Origin of the sequence: Agarivorans sp. 1_MG-2023, from assembly GCF_030548385.1 — a bacterium.
Classification (GTDB): Bacteria; Pseudomonadota; Gammaproteobacteria; order Enterobacterales; family Celerinatantimonadaceae; genus Agarivorans.
This window is the reverse complement of the sequence record NZ_JAUOSJ010000002.1, coordinates 427,579-445,718: the sequence shown is the minus strand read 5'-3', so window position 1 is coordinate 445,718 and position 18,140 is coordinate 427,579. Positions and strand designations below refer to the sequence as shown.

Genomic DNA, 18,140 nt, shown 5'->3' with positions numbered 1-18,140 from the left:
TACTATTTACTGGAAATATCTTTATCACCACTAAATAACATGGAGGTGAGAGCAATCACAGCAGAACCAAGCATCAATAATAACGAAACAGCATTTAGCACTGGCGTGGAGCCTTCACGTAAGCGGTCGTACATAGCAATGGTTAAGGGGGCATCAGAGCCCACTAACATTAAGGTAGTATTGAAGTTCTCAAAAGACATTAGAAAACTCACTACTGCTGCGCCAATCAAAGCTGGCATGAGAAAAGGCAACACTACAGTAACAAACGCCACCCATGGCCCGGCACCTAAATTTAGCGCGGCTTCTTCTAAACTAAAATCAAACTTTCTTAAGCGAGCTAATACCACCAAGGTAGATATCGTTGTAATAAATGCAACTTGACCAATAACCACCAAAATAAAGCCAGGGCGTAACCACTCCAACTCCCAGCCCCAAACATCCTCGACACTATTAGCTAAGCTGCTGCTTGCGACCAAAATTGCCACACCCAAAATGACGCCGGGGATCACCAAAGGTAATAACAAACCAATGTACAACCAGTTTTTCCCGGGGAAATCAAAACGAATAAACAGCCATGCGTTGGCAGTTGCTAATACCAAAGAAAGTAGTGTGACCAAGCAAGCAATTGAGGCGCTCACTCCAATACTAGAAAGCAGCCCTTCATCATAAAAAATACCTAGCTTTGGCTCGGTTTGGCCAACAAACCAATCCAAAGTGAATCCTTGCCAAGGCAAGGCCGCAAATAAGCTGTCGTTAAAGGCGAATACTGCAACAATACTTAGCGGCAGTGCTAAAAAGACTAAAAAGCCCACCATATAAAATTGATACAGTGATTTGGCCGGTCCACGTAGTTGATGCAACATTATTCGGCTCCGTTAACGACCAAGCGTGCGGCTAAAAGACTGCCCGCTGAGTTTTAAGCCCAATGACACTACCAGTGAAGACACCACCAGTAACACCACCCCAAACGCTGCACCTAGCTCCCAATTAAAACGGGTAATAAACTGGGTAAAGATTTGTTCGGTAAACCATAAGCTGTCTTTACCGCCTAACAATCGCGGCGTAAGATAGTTGCCCAAGCACAGCATAAATACCATGATGCAACCGGAAACAATGCCTGGCATGGCATAAGGCACAATAATAGAATGAGTCACATTCCAACCATTGCCACCAAGATCGTATCCCGCCTCAATTAAACTTTGGTCAAGCCCTTCTAATGTGCTCACCAGAGGTACAACCATAAACAGCATTGAGGTATACACCAGTCCAATTAGCATACTGACATCGTTATACAAAAACTCTATGGGCTGGTCGGTAAGGCCTAAGGCTAATAAGCCTTGGCTAATCACTCCCGATTCACGTAGCAATATCATCCAACCGTAAGTACGTACTAACTCACTGACCCAAAATGGCAATAAACAACTGAGCAGTAACAAGCGTTTACTTTTACCTTTAGCGACTTTGGCAATAAAAAACGCGACAGGAAAACTCACTAACAGGGTAATAAAGGTCGCCAATAACGACATCCACACCGTTCGAACTAAGGTTCGCCAGTACAACGGCTCTTCAAAAAATTGCTGATATTGATACATTCCAATACTGTCACCAGCGGCGTAATCACGCTTAATCAGCGACAGCTCAAACATTTGCAAATGAGGTAACACAATTAGCAGTACAAACCACAAAACAAATGGCAGCAATAACAGATAAAAACCTAGGCCTTTAGCTTTCACTACTTACCTCGCTGTGTATGCACATAGCTTGCTTAGCGTCCCAAAAAACCCTTAAGGTGCTTCCTACCACAACATTGTGTAGCGAGAAGCTCGCTCCCGGGGCTACTCGGTATAGGTCATTATGGTGAATATCACGCACGACTAAGGTAGAGCTTGCGCCGTCAAACAAACATTCCTCTACTTTTACATCAAATTGGTTGTCGGCTTTTAGCTCTTGGCCGGCCTCGGCAATACCAATAGCTTCCGGTCGAACAAATACGTCTACTGTGGACTTAGCCGACTGATTAATACTCGTTGCCACAATCAAATGCCTACCGTGAGCCGTTTTTACCAAGGCTACATCTTGGCGTTGTTCGCATACCACTGCCGATAAGGCATTTGTTTGGCCAACAAACTTAGCCACAAAAGCACTACTTGGCTGATAGTAAAGTTGCTGGGGGCTGGCAAGTTGTTCAAAGCGACCATTATTCATCACCGCCACTTTATCTGACATTACCAAGGCTTCAGATTGATCGTGAGTGATGTAAATAAATGTGGTGCCGAACTCCCGTTGTAGGTGCTTTAGCTCCACTTTCATTTTCTCGCGAAGCTTTAAGTCTAATGCGCCCAATGGTTCATCTAATAACAATAATCTGGGTTCTAATACTAAACTGCGGGCAATCGCAATTCGTTGTTTTTGCCCACCAGAAAGCTGAGCAATTTGCTTAGTTTGGCTGCCATCTAATCCTACCCGCTCTAATACATCTTTGATTTTACTGGCACGCTCTGGTCCTTTTATACCTCGGCGCTTTAAGCCATAAGCAATGTTTTCAGCTACATTCATATTAGGGAATAAAGCTAGGTGCTGAAATACCATGTTCACTGGGCGTTTATTCGGCGCTAATTCATTCACTCGCTTTTGATGAATTCTTATTTCTCCCTCTGAGGGCGATTCAAAGCCAGCCAACATGCGCAACAACGTGGTTTTGCCACAGCCTGATGGGCCAAGAATAGAGAAAAACGAACCAGCTTCTACCGAAAAGTTAAGTTGGTCTACCGCAGTAAAGTCTGCAAAGTGCTTTGAGAGTTGTTCACATTCAAGATCAAAGTTAGCGTTAGCCGCCATATAGGGTCCAAGATTTTACGAAGAGGTAACAAGATTTGGGGCACAAGGCCCCATCTTAGCTATTTGGCCGCTTGAACGCGGTCGAGTACTTTGCCTTCCATGGCTTCTAGGCCGGCTGGAACAGCTGGATACCACTTAATATTATCGATATCGTCACTGCTAAAGCTGGTATTAAATTGGGCTTTAGCCAACTCATTTACGTAAGTATCAGAGCCTTTAGACGCAGTAAAATTACCTGCTGATTCAGTAATTTTAGCGGCGACTTCAGGGCGCATAACAAAGTTGATCCACTTGTAGGCTGCATCAATCGCTTTCGACTTTTTAGGAATAGCAAAGGTATCAATCCAACCCAATGCACCAGATTTAGGCGCCACAAACTGAATGTTTTGCTGCTCACGGTTGAGTTTCCAACCGCCAGCATCCCAAGCCATAGCGGCTACCACTTCGTTAGAACGCATCAAGTTCATTAGCTCATCGCCGCCCGACCAGTACGTTTTTACCAGTGGCTTACAGTCAACCAAAGCTGTTTCAACTTTATTAAGTATTTGCTGGTATTTAACAGGGTCAGCATAAGCAGCAAATGGGTCTTCACCCAATGCAAAAGCAAAACCAATTAAGGTTGGGCGCTTCAAGCGGTAAGAGATCTTACCTTCATATTGCTTTTGGCAAAGGTCGGTGTAATCGGCCACATCTTTGGCCATTTCTCCATTAACCACTAAACCACTGGTACCCCATACATGAGGAACCCCAAATACCTGGTCACCTACCGCAGTATTTTTCTTGGTAGCGTCAAGCATAGAGGTAATCATTTGTTGTTGCTCAATACGGCTCAAATCAATCGGCTGATAGATGCCAAACTGTTGCTGTACGCCAGTAATACGATCTTGGCTAGGTTGAGCTAAATCAAACCCCGAACCACCAGTGGCTCGAAGCTTTGAAATCATGTCTTCATTGTTTGATTTAGTCACTTTTACTTCAATGCCCGTTTCCTTTTCGAACATATCAATCACTTCCTGAGGCGCATAGCCACCCCACGTTAATAAGCGAAGCGTTTCAGCACTCGTTTGCGCACTAACCATTGCGCCCATACTAAGTACCAAAGCACTCAGTGTTAAACGTTTATTCAACATAATCTCTTCCATGTGGTTCAAGGTGAATTGGTCTACCGACTTATGCGGCACAGATACAACAACTGTTTGATAAACATGCACGAATTTAATGACACTAATGTGACAGCTAAAAGCGTAGTAGCTAATTCCGAGAGAGTGTAGTGAGTTGAAATATTTTTTTATTAAAAAGTATATGAAAAGCACAAACCAGCCAAAATAGACAGCATAAGCAGCGGCTTCAACTAGTTTACCCACTAAGTAAGCTCTACCTCTTGTTCCTTACCTAGACAAAAAGCTGCAGCTATCTAGTGGCTAAATAAATGCTGAACTAGCTCAGTAAACTAAGGCAAAAAAAACAATAGCTTCCTCATAATTTAGCAAAATCTTTAAAAATGTCGCTTGCTTGAATAAAACTTGCACTATATATTTACACAGTTACTGTATGAATAAACAGGTATTGAAATGCTCACTCAATTAAGCGTACAAAATTTTGCCATTGTTCGATTTCTTGAACTCGATTTGAATCAAGGAATGACCACCATAACGGGTGAAACCGGAGCGGGTAAATCTATTGCCATTGACGCCCTTGGTTTATGTTTGGGTAATCGAGCAGAAGCCTCAATGGTGCGACAAGAAGCCGATAAGGCTGAAATTAGCGCACAATTTGACGTAAGCAATAACCAACAGGCTCAATTGTGGTTGCAGCAAAATGAGTTACTGAGTGATGACGAATGCATACTGCGCCGAGTGGTAACAAAAGAAGGCCGTTCCAAGGCCTACATTAACGGCACAGCAGTACCGCTGGCTCAATTAAAAAGCCTTGGTCAATACTTAGTAAGTATTCATGGCCAACATGCTCATCAGCTATTATTAAAGCCCAACCAACAGCTATCAATTGTCGACCAATATGCGGCCCATCCTCAGCTAATCGGTGACGTAAAACAAGCTTACCAAGGCTGGAAAGCGCTCTGTAACGAGCTAGAACTTGCTGAACAACAGCAAAAAGAGCTAGCCGCTCAGCGCCAGTTGCTTGATTACCAAGTAAAAGAGCTGGATGCTTTTTCCCTTCAAGAAGGAGAATATCAGGATATCGAGCAACAACATCAATGCTTATCACACAGTACTGAATTACAGCAAAGCAGCCACCAACTCACGCAATTACTTGGTCATGACGATCACGTAAATGTTATGGATATGCTCAGCCAAGCTTGCAAAACAACCAGCCAACTACTTGAGCTAGACCCCAAATTAGACACCATTAATAATCTCTTGCATGACGCGCAAATTCAGGTTGAAGAGGCAACTCAGCAGTTAGGGCACTATAGTGAGCAACTAGACTACGATCCTGAGTTATTTGCAGAGCTAGAAGAAAGGATGAGCCTTGCTTTGGAGTTGGCAAGGAAGCACCATACTTCACCAGAGCAGCTTCCTGCTTTGCATCAAGATTTACTGGCGCAATTAACTCAGCTAAGCCAACAAAGTGAACGTTTTGAACACCTCGCGGATGAGATTGAAAGTGCTTGGCAGCATTATTTAAACAAAGCTAATAAGTTGTCGAAAAGTCGAGAACGTGCAGCCAATAGTTTAAGTAAGCAAATGACCAAAGAGATCCACAAGCTGAGCATGGCTAAAGCCCAGTGTGAGTTTTCACTGCAAAGTGATGCACAGCAATTTACCAACGCTAACGGCATTGACCGAGTTGAACTGCTAGTACGAACTAACCCAGGGCAACCTATGCAAGCCATTGAAAAAGTAGCCTCTGGTGGTGAGTTGTCACGCATCGGCCTAGCGATTCAAGTTATTTGCTCTGCCAGCATTCTCACCCCCACTCTAATTTTTGATGAAGTAGATGTAGGTATTAGCGGACCAACAGCAGCGGTTGTGGGTGGCATGCTTCGCCAGCTGGGTAAACAATGCCAAGTAATGTGTGTCACTCACTTACCGCAAGTAGCAGGCCATGGTCACCAGCAAATGTTAGTTAGTAAGCAGCAAAAGAAAAATGAAACGATCACCAACATGCAAACACTCAACGGTAAACAACGCTTAGAAGAGCTGGCACGCTTACTGGCAGGTGATGCAATTACTCCTTCAGCACTGGCAAACGCACAAGAATTGTTGATTGAGGACTAATTTCTTAGTAATCGATACTTCTTTTTAGGGCGGGGCTTAGTTATGATGTTTGCCTTAACAAGGAGCTTCCATTCCCATGCGTTTTTCAGCAAAAATTTTCGTTTTACTGGCCAGCTTAGGCCTTAGTGCCTGTTCAGCCTTCGACTGGATGGTATATAAAATTGATATCCCCCAAGGCAACTACATTGATGATGCCAAAGTTGAGCAGCTCCGAATTAACATGAGTAAAGAACAAGTACGCTTTGTTCTTGGTACCCCAATGTTAATTGATGCCTTTGACAAAGAACGCTGGTATTACCTGTATAGCTATCAAAGCGGTAATGGCGATTTTGAGAAACGTAACTTAGTGATTCAGTTTGTGAACGATCATTTAGCCTTTGTGGAAGGTGATTACGAAGTGAGTGATGAATTTATGCAGCCACTAGACGCTGGGTAAGTACTCCAATAAATAGTAAAAAGCCAGATAATCACATCTGGCTTTTTTGTCTCTAACTTTCGCTCACTTTAGCTACTGGCCTACCACCCGTGACTTTACTGGCTCGCCCTTCCGCCTTTGCTCGCTCAGCACGAATTTTCCGTAACTCTTTGGGGTCGGCAATCAGTGGACGGTAAATTTCAATTCGATCACCATCTCTCAGCGCTTGAGATAACTTAGCGGCTCTGCTAAATATGCCCACTGATGCGCTTTCTGGTTCAATTTCGGGAAAATGTTGCACAATACCAGATTGCTGAATGCCACTGAGAATGTCACAGCCCAGTTCAACTTTTAGCGCGAGTAATACTTGGTGATCAGGTAAGCCGTATACCACTTCAATATTAATTTGTTCAGCCACTACTAATATACCTGCTTTGCGCGTTCAACAAAGGCTTGTACCATGTTGCCCGCTAACTCATTAAATACCCGGCCAAAAGCTGCAGCAATTAACCGATTACTAAATTCAAAATTTAGATCTAGCATCACCTTACAAGCTTGTTCGTCCAGCGCAACAAAATGCCATACACCAGAGAGCGACTTAAATGGGCCGTCAACTAAATTCATATGAATAGACTGGTCTTCGGTAAGAGTGTTCTCGGTAACAAACTTGTTTTTTATTCCAGCTTTTGCCACTCCTACCTCGGCCACCATTGATGATGGGCCTTCCTGTAAGATCTCGCTATTAACACAACCAGGTAAAAATTCTGGATAAGCATGTACATCGTTAACTAACTGGTACATTTGCTTGGCACTAAACATAACCAACGCACTACGGTTTACTTGCGGCATGAACCCACTCTTTCTTCAAATCTGCCAGCATTTTAACATTAGCTTGGCCTTTGCGCACATTATCAGTTTTAAAGCCCCGCAGCATGCGTATAATAGCCGCCATGAGCAAGAATAAATCAAAATCAAAAGTTGGTTCTAACACCATCGCGCAAAACAAAAAAGCGCGCCATGAGTACCGTATCGAAGACAAATTCGAATCGGGAATAGAACTACAAGGCTGGGAAGTAAAATCCATGCGGACCGGTAAGGTCAACATCGCAGAAAGTTATGTTTATGTTCGCGATGGTGAAGCCTTTATCTCGGGTCTAAATATTCAACCTTTGTTGTCAGCGTCGACCCATGTTGTTGCTGACCCAACTCGAATTCGTAAGCTGCTGCTTAATCGTCGTGAACTCGACAAATTAATTGGAGCAGTAGAACGTCAAGGTTATACCATTGTGGCTACGGCCCTTTACTGGAAAGGCTCTTGGGCCAAACTAGAAATTGGCTTAGCCAAGGGTAAAAAAGACCAAGACAAACGAGAAGACGAAAAAGATCGTGAATGGCAACGCACTAAAGACCGTGTGATGAAGCATAGCTTTAGGTAAGCAAACTGCGATTGAGTAAATAAACAGCGTTTAAACACTCCTGTATATCAGTATGTATACGGCTTGTGTTAGAATGTTCTAGAAATTCCGGGGCTGAATTGGATTCGACAGGATCAGGAAGGCTTGTGGAGCATGTCGTGGGGCGGTTTGCCACGTAAAAAGCCGCAAAAAAATAGTCGCAAACGACGAAAACTACGCACTAGCAGCTTAATAACCTGTTAGAGCACTTCTACCCTAGCTTCCGCTTGTAAGACGGGGAATCATAGAAGTTCAAACCCAAACAAGATAGCGAGGGATGCTTTGACTAGAGAGCTGAACCGCGAAATAGAATTCTGGTGTGTTATTCAGTGGCGTGTTTGTTCGCAGCTGTCTAACGAGATTAAAGACAAACTAAGCATGTAGCGCCATTGGTTAGAATGGTTTTGGACGCGGGTTCGAAACCCGCCAGCTCCACCAATTCTACAAATAAAGACACCTTAGGGTGTCTTTTTTTGTGCCTAGCATTTATCGATGATAATCGCCCACACATCCAAGGCTTCAAGTCGTTTTAATATTCTACTGCCCTTTTGTTGATATTAATTGGTAAACTGCAGCTAACTTAGCACTCATACCAATAGCGCTGGGTTTACTGAACGCCCAACAGTGTCTTTGGGTTAAAATAATGGTGGATTACGTGTTTCTTTTAGTAAGTTTTCTATGTCTTGCTATTTTTGTTTCTTTTCTATGTTCCATTTTAGAGGCGGTGTTACTCAGCGTCTCCCCTAGTTATATTCACCTTCAGCAGCAACACAACCCAAATGCTGCTGCACGCTTAGCCAAATTAAAAGCCAGTATCGACAAACCACTAGCGGCCATTCTCACTCTTAATACCATTGCCCATACAGCTGGTGCAGCTGGCGTAGGAGCTCAAGTCGCGTCTCTTTACGGATCCCAGTATCTCGCCGTTTCTTCGGCCATTATGACGATACTAGTGCTGGTACTATCTGAGATTGTGCCAAAAACCTTAGGAGTCACCTACTGGCGAAAACTCGCCCCTTTTGCCTCTTGGTTATTACCAATAATGATTAAGGTTTTTTACCCTTTTGTGTGGTTAAGTGATCGCATTACCGCACGTATTGGTAAACACGAAGAAGACTTTTCTAGCCTGCGAGAAGAGATCAGTGCACTTGCCGAGTTAGGCCACCAGCAAGGTGTTATTGAGCAAGGTGAGTCTCAAGTACTGCGTAATTTGTTGCAATTAGAGAAGTTAAAAATAACTGAAGTGATGACACCACGCGCGGTGGTTCATCGCATTGAACATAGCAGTAACGTAGACGAGTTTATTGAATCACATCTCGCCAAACCGTTTTCTAGGATCCCGGTTTATCAAGGTGACCGCGATAACATTGTGTCTTATGTACATAAACAAGACATTATGAGCGCAGCCCTTAATAAAGAAGGTAGCCGACAAGTTGGTGAGTTTTCTAGAGAGTTACTCATGCTCCCCGCCAGCGTAAGCATACGCCATGCTTATCAACGCCTGCTGCAAGCTCGAGACTTAATTGCAGCAGTAGTCAATGAATACGGCGAGGTTCAGGGCTTGCTCACCATGGAAGACATCATTGAAACCTTGTTAGGCCAAGAAATTACTGATGAAAGCGATGCAATTGAAGATATGCAACGTTTGGCGCGTTTTCAATGGATACGTCGATTGCGCAGTAAAAAACAACGTTATAGTCGTTAGTTATTAGCCCAATGTTATCATTAGGGTTGAGTCTAGTGTCTAATTACCCTGTAAGGGTATTTGGGCCTTAGACTCACCCGTTTGTTAGCACGCAAATCACGATAAGAAGTGTCACACCTTAGTGCTTAGCATTGCTTGCTAACCTAGATCATCGCTAGCGTTATTTCTTAAGCTGTTCTTTGGCTGCCTCTACTTTCGAAAAGTCTAAACCTAACTCATCCACAGCTTCTTTAATCAAAGCAGGATTTTGCATCACTTGCCCCATTAACATTTGAAGCTGTTCTTGTGGCAAACCTAATTGGCTAATGGTAGCCATAGCCGCAAGAGGGTTTTGCGTCAGCACTTCAAAAAGCTCGCTAATCTGTTGGTCGCTAATATTGTTCTCTCTCAACATCGCAAGAATCGGGTTCATCACACTACCTTTAAACTAAATAAAATAAGCCGACAGTTTAGCGTTTCAGATTGGGGATTGACTAGTGCTATCAGCAATAAGTGCATGGGAGGGCTGTTAAAGCATAAACTAATCACGTAACACATGTAAAAAAGCCAGCAACTCGCTGGCTTTTTTAGTTATCTTACATAGCGCTTAGTAGGTTTTATAAGGTAAGAACTTACCCGACAACACCACGTTTACTCGGTCACCATTGGGGTTTTCTTCACGCTTAATATCCATAGAAAAATCAATCGCGCTCATTATGCCATCGCCAAACTCTTCGTGAATAAGTTCTTTAATGGTGCTGCCATACACGTTAACCACTTCGTACCAACGATAGATAAGTGGATCAGTTGGCACCGCAGTAGGCAGTGAGCCTTTATAAGGCGCTATTTGTAGCCAAGCAACAGCTTCATCAGTTAACTCGAACATATCGCCAACGGTCTCAGCTTGCGCTTTATCAAAAGTCATTTGCCCTAAACAAGCGGCAGTAGTCCACTCTTTAGATAAGCCAATAGCGGTCGCAACTTCACTCCACTTAATGCCTTTTCTTACCTTGGTTGCCATAATTAGCTGAGTGACGTCTTCTCTACTAGTAATCATTTGCGTTTCCTTCCCTTTTCAGTAAATAAAGTCTATTTGCACGACGCGCTAACGGCTTAACAAGTAAATCACTAGCGCAGCCAAAATGGCTGATATGCCCTGCCATACAGCCACTGGATTTCGCTCCACTAGCGGTGCGCGAGTTTTGTTTAAAAAAGCTTTATTGGGCTGGCGTAAATCACACAAAAACTCGGTAATTTGCTCATACCGCTTAAGGCGATTCACCTGCAACGCTTTTTCTAAAGCATCATCAATCCAAACGGGTATTTCACTGTCGGTGTCGAGTACCGACTGATAAACCAAGCGCCTTTGCGCGGCCTGGCTTTTTGCGCCTGCCACTTTGGTGCCGTAAGGGTAACGCCCACACAGCATGAAATAGGTAATAACGGCTAATGAAAACAGCTCGGCACGCGTGCTACCGCCCTCACCTAAAAACAGCTCTGGTGCCGAATAAAGTGCAGTGCCGAGTAAATGCTGCTGAGTTAAATCATGGGTTTGCTCAGCCAAACCTGCCGCCCACACCGAGCCAAAGTCGATAATTTTTATGGTGCCGGTGCTATCTATCATGATGTTGTCAGGTTTAAGATCTTGATGCAGCATATCCATGCGGTGAAAAGCGCGTAGCCCCTTAGCAATTTGCTCAACTATTTCTCTCACCCTGCTTAACTCAGGCTTTGGGTTGTCGGTTATCCACTGCGCTAGAGTTTGCCCTTCAACATACTCAAATACGGTATACAGGTAATTACGCTCGCGCGGGTCGAGATTGGCTTTTAGTACATAGGCGCTATTAATGCGGCGAGCTATCCATTCCTCAGTGAGAAAGCGCTCTAAGTATTCAGGGTCATCGCGTAAATCTATTGAGGGGGCTTTTAGTATTACCTGTTGCCCCGATTGCTCGTCTAAGGCTAAGTAAACATGGCTGCGGCTGCTGGCATGAAGTTGGCGAACGATGGTGTAACCATCAAACTGCATTCGCGCTTCTAACATAGGCGGAAAGGGCAGCCTATCTACTTGCAGCTTTAAGTGCTGAGCACTATTCTCTGCCAATTGATCAACGCGAATAATCTGTAAACTTAAATTATCGTCGCTGCCTGCTTCATAAGCTAACTCTACTATCTTGTTGGCTGCAGCTTCTAATTCATTGGGATACTGTTCAATAGTGCTGTTGACTAGAGCTGCATCAATAAACTCATAAACGCCATCGGTGGCTAATAAAAAGATGTCACCTGGTTCTACGCGCAAGCTTTGGTAGTCAAATTCACAATATTCTTCTATGCCTAAAGCTCGGCTTAGGTAGCTTTTATCTTCATTCACCCATAGGCGGTGATCTTTAGTGAGTTGCTCTAAACCGTTTTGATTTAAACGGTAAACGCGGGTATCCCCCACGTGAAAAATGTGTGCGGTATTGCCTTTTATAACTAAGGCACTAAAAGTACAAACGTAACCCTTGTCTTTGTCGTAATGGTAAGGGCTTTGCTGTGACTGGGAATACAGCCAAGCATTGGTGGCGTCTAATACTTTTTCGGCTGAATGCTGAACCGACCAAACTTCAGAAGTACAGTAGTAATCATCTAGAAAGCTTTTCACTGCGGTTTCGCTGGCTACTTGGCTTACTTCGCTGCTGCTAATGCCGTCGGCCATCACAGCAGCAAAGCCTTTATGGTTTAACTGCGAGCCTCGCGGAGTGGATACACCGTAACAGTCTTGATTAATGGCCTTGCGGCCTTTATCAGAACATTGACCAATGGAAACACTCAGCTGGCTCGTCATATAGTTTCCGTGATTAAGCGTTAGCCGAAGCGGTTTTACTTGGCGCTTCTACAGCAGATTTAGCCACTTTACGCTTAGGCGCGGTTCTCACGTGTGTGGTGTACAGTGTTAAACCAGTAAAGGCTAAACCACCCACTAGGTTACCCAATGCCGTTGGGATTTCGTTCCAAAGGAAGTAATCCATTACAGAGAAGTCACCACCCATAATTAAACCAAATGGGAATAAGAACATGTTCACTACCGAGTGTTCAAAACCCATGTAGAAGAACAAGAATATTGGCATCCACATAGCGATAACTTTACCGCTAACATTGGTAGAGATCATCGCGCCTACTACACCCATTGATACCATCCAGTTACACAACATGCCGCGAACAAAAATTGTAAACCAACCTGCCACACCGTGTTCTGCATAACCTACGGTACGCGCTTCACCAATGGCAGCTGCTTTAGCACCCACCGCACCAGCTTCGATGTTAAAGCCGTAAGTGAAAATGAAGGCCATCATCACCGCAACGGTTAAGGCTCCACCAAAGTTACCTAAAAACACTAAGCCCCAGTTACGCAACAAGCCAGGTACATCTACGCCGGGCCGTTTATCTAACAGCGCCAATGGCACTAAAACAAACACTCCAGTTAATAAGTCAAAACCCATCAAATAAAGCATACAGAAACCCACAGGGAACAAGATTGCTCCAATTAAAAAGTTTCCGGTGTTTACAGCAATGGTAATAGCAAAAATAGCGGCTAGGGCCAAAATGGCACCGGCCATAAATGCACGGATTACCGTATCGCGGGTAGACATGAATACTTTAGATTCACCCGCATCCACCATTTTTGTAACAAACTCTGAAGGAGCTAGATATGACATAATATTTCCCTATATTGCTTAGTAGTAAATTGAATCCTACGGCTTGGAGCAGTGTTATCGGCGGTAACTACCGCAGCGTACCTTTCACAAGTAGAGCTCTAGGCTCTTTGTCAACTTGCTGCTTGGGTCTGTCCTTGACCATCAATAGGGAAATAGCAATTGTTGCGCCAAACGGCTCACAAAAACACACAAAGCCTTAACAATTGGGCAACCCAGCGTTATTTATCATTAATATTTGGCATGCTCTTTAACTGAGCCAGTTAAGGATTTGCACTGTATTAGTCTATAAATGCACCATTGCATAGCGCTTACAGTTATATGCATCAATTAGGGGCAACGACAAAGTACCTAAGTAAAAAGGTAAATCCACCTTGCCTTAACGTTTTGTTATGAAACTACTGCGTTTTTTTGCAATGAGATAAATCACGCATCAAATCTCCCAGCCTTGCGATAAAGTAAAGACTGGAAGAGGTGTAAAGTGAGTAATAGGAAGTAGTATGAAGCCCGAGCAGCGGCACAGCATTATGGAAAAAGCCGTAAAGGCCTTACAAGCTGGCAAGTATAGCCAAGCTATTTCTACCGTAAATAAAATTAACAAGCTTAAATCTCAACAAGACTATAAAAGCCTTGAGCTAGAAGCTTATGCGCTATTTCATATGCAAAAGTTAGAAAAATCACTAGAGAGTTACCAGCAACTGCTAGGGTTTTGCCAAGACAATGAACAGCGTAACAGCACTTATCGCAATATCGCTAAAACACAAAAAACACTGGGCTTAACTCGAGTTGCTATCAGCTCTTTTGAACAATGTTTTTCACTAGATAACAGTATCAATAATGCGCCAATCGCGGCTCAGTTAGGTGAATGCTACCTAGATGAAGACTGCTATGGCGAACTCGATACGTTGACTACGCTTATGCAAGGCTGGCCAGGGTATTACGCCCCCGCTCAAGCCCTATTGATTTCAGCTGCGAAAAAACAAGGTAACAAACAGCTTACTCTAGAAAGAATTGACGCTTTTCTAGCGCATTCAAGCTTTATAGAAGAGTGGCAGCTGGAGTTTGCTATAGACACTTTGATGTTTATACGAGAACACCAGAGTGCAATTAAATTACTTAAACAAGCCGAAATAGACTTTATTAACAAGCCTTGGATTCGTTACTACCAAGCAGAAGTAAAAGCGCGCCAAGGAGAACACGAGAGTGTAACGCGATTACTGAGTGATGAGCTTATAGAGCGCTTAGATTTTATGCGCCAAAAGGCCGCTTATAAGCTTCGAGCGGAAGCATTTGATAAACAACAGCGTTACTCCGACGCCTTTATTGATTTCACCGCTATGGCTAATTTGAATCACCAACGGGCTCAGGCGTCTAGTCATACAGACAATGTAACCAGCTTACAAAAACTCGATTTGTCATTTCTACATAATGTAAAAAACACTCACGCGAAAGAGCATCAACCAGTGTTTATGATGGGCTTTAATCGCTCTGGCACCACCTTATTAGAGAACATACTCGATACCCAAGAGCAGGTTATTGCACTTAGCGAAACCCGCTCACTGTTTAACGTTACCGAGGCCTTTAACTACAAACTTAACAAACGCTATCCGCAAGACTTACCTAAATTAAACGAGCAAGACTTAAACATATTGCGCCAAGAGTACTTTGATTACTTTACGCGTAACAAGATTCAGCTAAAAGATAACAGTGTCGTCGTAGATAAGTTTCCTTTATACACCATAGACTTGCCCTTAATACTAAGCTTATTCCCTAAAGCAAAAATCATCTTTTGCTTACGCCACCCAGCTGATACTTGTTTGAGTAACTTCCAGCAAAACTCAGCAAACAACCAACAACAAGCTAAGTTGAACCGCTTGGAAGACTGCTTTAAACGCTACCAACAAGTCTTCACTCTATTTCAGCGCTACCAAACAGAGTTAGATTTAAATATTCATTTTGTACGGTATGAAGACTTAGTCAGCGATCTGGAAAAAGAAGCGAAGAAGGTATTTGAATTTTTAGAGATTGATGCCAACAACGATTATCTGAATTTTAATCAACATGCTCAACAAAAAGTGGTGCTATCTGCTTCCAGCAATCAAGTGGTTAAACCTATTTACACCGAGTCATGTTACAAATGGCGCAACTACCAAGAGTTTATAACGCCACACCTTGCTATGGTTGAGCCCTTTATCAAAGCCTTTGGCTACAACGACTAGTAACTTACCTGATGGTGGATAAGCGAGAGTGCCCACTCTCACTTATCTGTAACTCACAAGCTGCAATGCTGTTAGCTTTAATCAAAAGGCCGATAAACAAACTTCGCTTTAATAATGCCGTGATCAGTAGCACCCAACGACTCGTAGTGTTCATCGTTTAAATGGTCGTTAATCACCTCTAAGCCTTTAAAGGCCCAAACCCTATCTCGGCTTCTGTCGTAGAACTGCTCACTCACTAAAATGTGGTCTAAAGACTCTAAATGGTTATTGTGAATATGGGTGTAATACACGTCACGTCTGCTACGATATTGCTGCATCACTCCCGCAGAATATAAAGCGTTATCTGCGCCCCCTCTGGCATCACCATCTAACAAAAAGCGCGGCTGCTCAGTAAGAATATTTAAGGTATTACTGCCTTGTCCATCATTAAAATCACCCAATACAATCACAGGCGTATCAGTGTGCTTCATTTGTTCGGTGAGTATCATTCGCAATGCCACTGCCTCAGCGGTGCGGCGCAACGTGGAAATAGCATAACCCAGAGCATTTGCATGTACCTTATGTTGCGCTGGGTCGTACCAATCTTCTCGGCCGATCCAAGTGGGACGCTTTGATTTAAAATGACATACATAAACATGTACATTTTCTTCATCGGCATGAGGCTTGATTTGAAAATGTAAAATAGGTCGAGAGAAACTATCGATATCTAAGTCTAACGCGCCAGTTTGCGCGTCGTCACCTTGGCTAGCAAGCTTGAAACTACCGGGGAAATTTTTGATCCACTCAGGCTGCCCTACCATCAGCTCACTGCGTACCGCAGCTGCACAAGCAATTTTACCTTGGTGGCCACTTGGCACTAACAGTTGGTATTGATTGTCTAAGCCTGCGAGTTCAAACACATCATGCAAGGCTTGCTCATGCCAGAGCTCTTGAAAGCCCCACACATCGGCTTGTACTGCATTTAGTTGACTAACCAACCACTTTACTTTTTGATCGTATTCATTGGGTAGCCACCCTTCTCGATTACGATACATAGGCAAATTGGGTCGATTAAGATTGAGGGTGTTTGCTGTCGCAATCGAGAGTTTTACCGCCATAACTTGCTCCGCTTAATTATTGGTCACTCATTAAGCAAGTATGGTTCAAATTGACTATTTTATTATTGTAAATTTATGACTAGTCATCGCCCAGTTTATTTCAATGTTACCCAGTGGTGTTCGCTCAAGTTACAGCATACATATTAAAATGAGCGACCAACATCCACCTATTTAGGCAGGTGCGCTTTAATGATGTGGTAAAGCTCTGGTCTATGTTCAGCAATCTCTGCAGGACTTAGGCCTTCTAGTGAATGCGGATACTTTAACCACTGCGTCGTTTCATGCAAAAAGTAATCAGGCACCCGGCTGGTTTTGTTTCGCTCTGGTTTGAAATACGGCACAGCAACACGAATATCACTGGGCGTATTTAGTCTGGCCAGGCGACTTAACTCATTAATAATCGCTTCAATAGAGCGGCCAGTATCAAACACATCATCCACTATCAATAAGCTATCGTGCTGCTGCACATGTTTAACTAAATAGTTAAGCCCGAATACCTGTACCTGCTTGGCTTGCTGGTCAATGCCTGCGGCATAGGAGGCGGTGCGTATTGCAATGTTGTCAGTATCTATTCCGTGATAAGCCAAAAACTCCTGTACCGCAATACCAATAGGTGCGCCACCACGCCAAACAGCTATGATAAACGTAGGTTTAAAGCCGCTTACCAATACCTTTTCTGCGAGGCGAAATGAGTCTTCTAACAACTCCTGCCCAGTGATATAACGTTTATCACTCATTGATCCCCCCCCTTAGCATTGCCGAGCTCTTCATAATAGATATAGTATAAAATTAACACTGTAGAAGCCTTTAACTCAAGGATGTGGTTTATGCCAACGAGCCAGCCTACCGCACAACTTAAAAAGCATTATTTAGATGAAGATACGCTTATTCAAGACTCGTTCCGTTTAGCGGTAAACATTTTTGAAAGCGGCTTTCGTCCTACATTTATTGTAGGCCTATGGCGTGGTGGCAGTGCAGTGGGTATTTATGTGCAAGAGTGTTTGCAAACCTTAGGCATAAAAACCAACCATATTTCGCTGCGCACTTCTTACCAAGGACAAGCTAACTATCATCAGATACTCGAAGCACCAGAGTCAATTAGGGTACACGGCATTCAATATCTATTAGAAAACCTAAATGTCGATGACAGCCTGTTAATTGTTGATGACGTATTTAGTAGCGGCCACAACATTGAAGCGGTGTTAACTCGCTTACAAAGCAAGCTAAAACGCAATATGCCTAGCCAAGTAAAAATAGCCACACTATGGCAGAGACCGGCGTTTAATCAAACTCAACTAAAACCTGATTATTGCCTTCACCAAACCGAAGATTGGTTAGTATTCCCCTATGAGTTAACTGGCTTAAGTTATGAAGAAATACAGCAACATAAGAGCTTTGTAGCGCCGTTGATCACACCACCAGGACAAGGCTAATTTCACTTAAAAGGTGAAATTAGAAAAGGCTTGTAACAATACAAGCCTTTTACAGTTTCGAATATA

Annotated in this window: 18 protein-coding genes and 1 other RNA gene; 7 read left to right on the top strand and 12 right to left on the bottom strand. The window is 43.4% G+C overall.

All coding sequences use genetic code 11. The annotated features are described in order from the left end of the window. Positions 1–2: 2 nt before the first annotated feature. From Q4592_RS04070 to Q4592_RS04055, 4 genes are read right to left on the bottom strand one after another with little or no spacing between them, the layout of a single operon-like run. Positions 3–863, bottom strand: coding sequence for an ABC transporter permease (locus Q4592_RS04070; protein WP_303510088.1), 861 nt, complete (start codon positions 861–863; stop codon positions 3–5). A gap of 12 nt (positions 864–875) precedes the next feature. After that, positions 876–1,733, bottom strand: a complete 858-nt coding sequence (locus tag Q4592_RS04065) for an ABC transporter permease (RefSeq protein WP_303510086.1) — start codon at positions 1,731–1,733, stop codon at positions 876–878. Further along, on the bottom strand, positions 1,723–2,838 hold the full coding sequence (locus Q4592_RS04060) for an ABC transporter ATP-binding protein (RefSeq protein WP_303510084.1): 1,116 nt from the start codon (positions 2,836–2,838) through the stop codon (positions 1,723–1,725). The genes Q4592_RS04065 and Q4592_RS04060 overlap by 11 nt, the downstream gene beginning before the upstream one ends. A gap of 59 nt (positions 2,839–2,897) precedes the next feature. Beyond that, on the bottom strand, positions 2,898–3,968 hold the full coding sequence (locus Q4592_RS04055) for an extracellular solute-binding protein (RefSeq protein ID WP_303510082.1): 1,071 nt from the start codon (positions 3,966–3,968) through the stop codon (positions 2,898–2,900). A 441-nt stretch (positions 3,969–4,409) separates the two neighbouring features. Here Q4592_RS04055 and recN point away from each other — a divergent pair, with 441 nt between their 5' ends. Both recN and Q4592_RS04045 read left to right on the top strand, forming a co-directional pair. After that, on the top strand, positions 4,410–6,077 hold the full coding sequence (gene recN / locus Q4592_RS04050) for a DNA repair protein RecN (protein WP_303510080.1): 1,668 nt from the start codon (positions 4,410–4,412) through the stop codon (positions 6,075–6,077). 76 nt (positions 6,078–6,153) lie between these two features. After that, positions 6,154–6,513: an outer membrane protein assembly factor BamE gene (locus Q4592_RS04045; protein ID WP_137675265.1), complete on the top strand. Its 360-nt coding sequence runs from the start codon at positions 6,154–6,156 to the stop codon at positions 6,511–6,513. Between the two features lie 52 nt (positions 6,514–6,565). On the opposite strand, the gene Q4592_RS04040 is transcribed toward Q4592_RS04045, so the two are convergent. Then, positions 6,566–6,910 (bottom strand): RnfH family protein, encoded by a 345-nt coding sequence (locus Q4592_RS04040; RefSeq protein ID WP_303510069.1) that lies wholly within the window; start codon positions 6,908–6,910, stop codon positions 6,566–6,568. Between the two features lie 2 nt (positions 6,911–6,912). After that, the gene (locus Q4592_RS04035; protein WP_137675267.1) at positions 6,913–7,341 is read right to left on the bottom strand and encodes an SRPBCC family protein; all 429 of its coding nucleotides are present in this window, start codon (positions 7,339–7,341) and stop codon (positions 6,913–6,915) included. A gap of 101 nt (positions 7,342–7,442) precedes the next feature. Here Q4592_RS04035 and smpB point away from each other — a divergent pair, with 101 nt between their 5' ends. From smpB to Q4592_RS04020, 3 genes are all read left to right on the top strand, one after another. Continuing rightward, on the top strand, positions 7,443–7,928 hold the full coding sequence (smpB, locus tag Q4592_RS04030) for an SsrA-binding protein SmpB (RefSeq protein WP_137675268.1): 486 nt from the start codon (positions 7,443–7,445) through the stop codon (positions 7,926–7,928). Positions 7,929–8,017: 89 nt separating this feature from the next. Beyond that, positions 8,018–8,384, top strand: a transfer-messenger RNA (tmRNA) gene (gene ssrA, locus Q4592_RS04025). A 217-nt stretch (positions 8,385–8,601) separates the two neighbouring features. Next, on the top strand, positions 8,602–9,651 hold the full coding sequence (locus Q4592_RS04020; protein ID WP_303510060.1) for a CNNM domain-containing protein: 1,050 nt from the start codon (positions 8,602–8,604) through the stop codon (positions 9,649–9,651). 160 nt (positions 9,652–9,811) lie between these two features. On the opposite strand, the gene Q4592_RS04015 is transcribed toward Q4592_RS04020, so the two are convergent. The 4 genes from Q4592_RS04015 to Q4592_RS04000 form a co-directional block, all read right to left on the bottom strand. Continuing rightward, positions 9,812–10,063: a DUF2999 family protein gene (locus Q4592_RS04015; protein WP_303510057.1), complete on the bottom strand. Its 252-nt coding sequence runs from the start codon at positions 10,061–10,063 to the stop codon at positions 9,812–9,814. Positions 10,064–10,237: 174 nt separating this feature from the next. Further along, entirely contained in the window at positions 10,238–10,687 is a 450-nt protein-coding gene (gene cynS / locus Q4592_RS04010) for a cyanase (protein WP_303510052.1), read from the bottom strand. A 48-nt stretch (positions 10,688–10,735) separates the two neighbouring features. Continuing rightward, positions 10,736–12,457 (bottom strand): bifunctional protein-serine/threonine kinase/phosphatase, encoded by a 1,722-nt coding sequence (locus Q4592_RS04005; RefSeq protein WP_303510049.1) that lies wholly within the window; start codon positions 12,455–12,457, stop codon positions 10,736–10,738. Positions 12,458–12,470: 13 nt separating this feature from the next. Further along, entirely contained in the window at positions 12,471–13,328 is an 858-nt protein-coding gene (locus Q4592_RS04000; protein ID WP_137671959.1) for a formate/nitrite transporter family protein, read from the bottom strand. A 497-nt stretch (positions 13,329–13,825) separates the two neighbouring features. On the opposite strand from Q4592_RS04000, the gene Q4592_RS03995 reads away from it, so the two are divergent. Continuing rightward, on the top strand, positions 13,826–15,544 hold the full coding sequence (locus tag Q4592_RS03995) for a sulfotransferase (RefSeq protein ID WP_303510042.1): 1,719 nt from the start codon (positions 13,826–13,828) through the stop codon (positions 15,542–15,544). 77 nt (positions 15,545–15,621) lie between these two features. Here the strand turns inward: Q4592_RS03995 and Q4592_RS03990 are convergent, their stop codons facing one another. Together Q4592_RS03990 and Q4592_RS03985 are read right to left on the bottom strand one after the other, a co-directional pair. Further along, the gene (locus tag Q4592_RS03990; RefSeq protein WP_303510040.1) at positions 15,622–16,641 is read right to left on the bottom strand and encodes an endonuclease/exonuclease/phosphatase family protein; all 1,020 of its coding nucleotides are present in this window, start codon (positions 16,639–16,641) and stop codon (positions 15,622–15,624) included. A gap of 167 nt (positions 16,642–16,808) precedes the next feature. Further along, positions 16,809–17,378 (bottom strand): phosphoribosyltransferase, encoded by a 570-nt coding sequence (locus Q4592_RS03985; protein WP_303510038.1) that lies wholly within the window; start codon positions 17,376–17,378, stop codon positions 16,809–16,811. A gap of 90 nt (positions 17,379–17,468) precedes the next feature. Between Q4592_RS03985 and Q4592_RS03980 the strand changes: the two genes are divergently transcribed. Beyond that, positions 17,469–18,074: a phosphoribosyltransferase gene (locus Q4592_RS03980; protein ID WP_303510036.1), complete on the top strand. Its 606-nt coding sequence runs from the start codon at positions 17,469–17,471 to the stop codon at positions 18,072–18,074. The last annotated feature ends 66 nt before the right edge of the window (positions 18,075–18,140 follow it).

What these genes read in the sequence shown, in the direction of transcription:
- Q4592_RS04070 (WP_303510088.1), bottom strand. Translation starts at nt 863, where the DNA reads ATGTTGCATCAACTACGTGGACCGGCCAAATCACTGTATCAATTTTAT.
- Q4592_RS04060 (WP_303510084.1), bottom strand. Translation starts at nt 2,838, where the DNA reads ATGGCGGCTAACGCTAACTTTGATCTTGAATGTGAACAACTCTCAAAG.
- Q4592_RS04055 (WP_303510082.1), bottom strand. Translation starts at nt 3,968, where the DNA reads ATGTTGAATAAACGTTTAACACTGAGTGCTTTGGTACTTAGTATGGGC.
- recN (WP_303510080.1), top strand. Translation starts at nt 4,410, where the DNA reads ATGCTCACTCAATTAAGCGTACAAAATTTTGCCATTGTTCGATTTCTT.
- Q4592_RS04045 (WP_137675265.1), top strand. Translation starts at nt 6,154, where the DNA reads ATGCGTTTTTCAGCAAAAATTTTCGTTTTACTGGCCAGCTTAGGCCTT.
- Q4592_RS04035 (WP_137675267.1), bottom strand. Translation starts at nt 7,341, where the DNA reads ATGCCGCAAGTAAACCGTAGTGCGTTGGTTATGTTTAGTGCCAAGCAA.
- smpB (WP_137675268.1), top strand. Translation starts at nt 7,443, where the DNA reads ATGAGCAAGAATAAATCAAAATCAAAAGTTGGTTCTAACACCATCGCG.
- Q4592_RS04015 (WP_303510057.1), bottom strand. Translation starts at nt 10,063, where the DNA reads ATGAACCCGATTCTTGCGATGTTGAGAGAGAACAATATTAGCGACCAA.
- cynS (WP_303510052.1), bottom strand. Translation starts at nt 10,687, where the DNA reads ATGATTACTAGTAGAGAAGACGTCACTCAGCTAATTATGGCAACCAAG.
- Q4592_RS04005 (WP_303510049.1), bottom strand. Translation starts at nt 12,457, where the DNA reads ATGACGAGCCAGCTGAGTGTTTCCATTGGTCAATGTTCTGATAAAGGC.
- Q4592_RS04000 (WP_137671959.1), bottom strand. Translation starts at nt 13,328, where the DNA reads ATGTCATATCTAGCTCCTTCAGAGTTTGTTACAAAAATGGTGGATGCG.
- Q4592_RS03995 (WP_303510042.1), top strand. Translation starts at nt 13,826, where the DNA reads ATGAAGCCCGAGCAGCGGCACAGCATTATGGAAAAAGCCGTAAAGGCC.
- Q4592_RS03990 (WP_303510040.1), bottom strand. Translation starts at nt 16,641, where the DNA reads ATGGCGGTAAAACTCTCGATTGCGACAGCAAACACCCTCAATCTTAAT.
- Q4592_RS03985 (WP_303510038.1), bottom strand. Translation starts at nt 17,378, where the DNA reads ATGAGTGATAAACGTTATATCACTGGGCAGGAGTTGTTAGAAGACTCA.
- Q4592_RS03980 (WP_303510036.1), top strand. Translation starts at nt 17,469, where the DNA reads ATGCCAACGAGCCAGCCTACCGCACAACTTAAAAAGCATTATTTAGAT.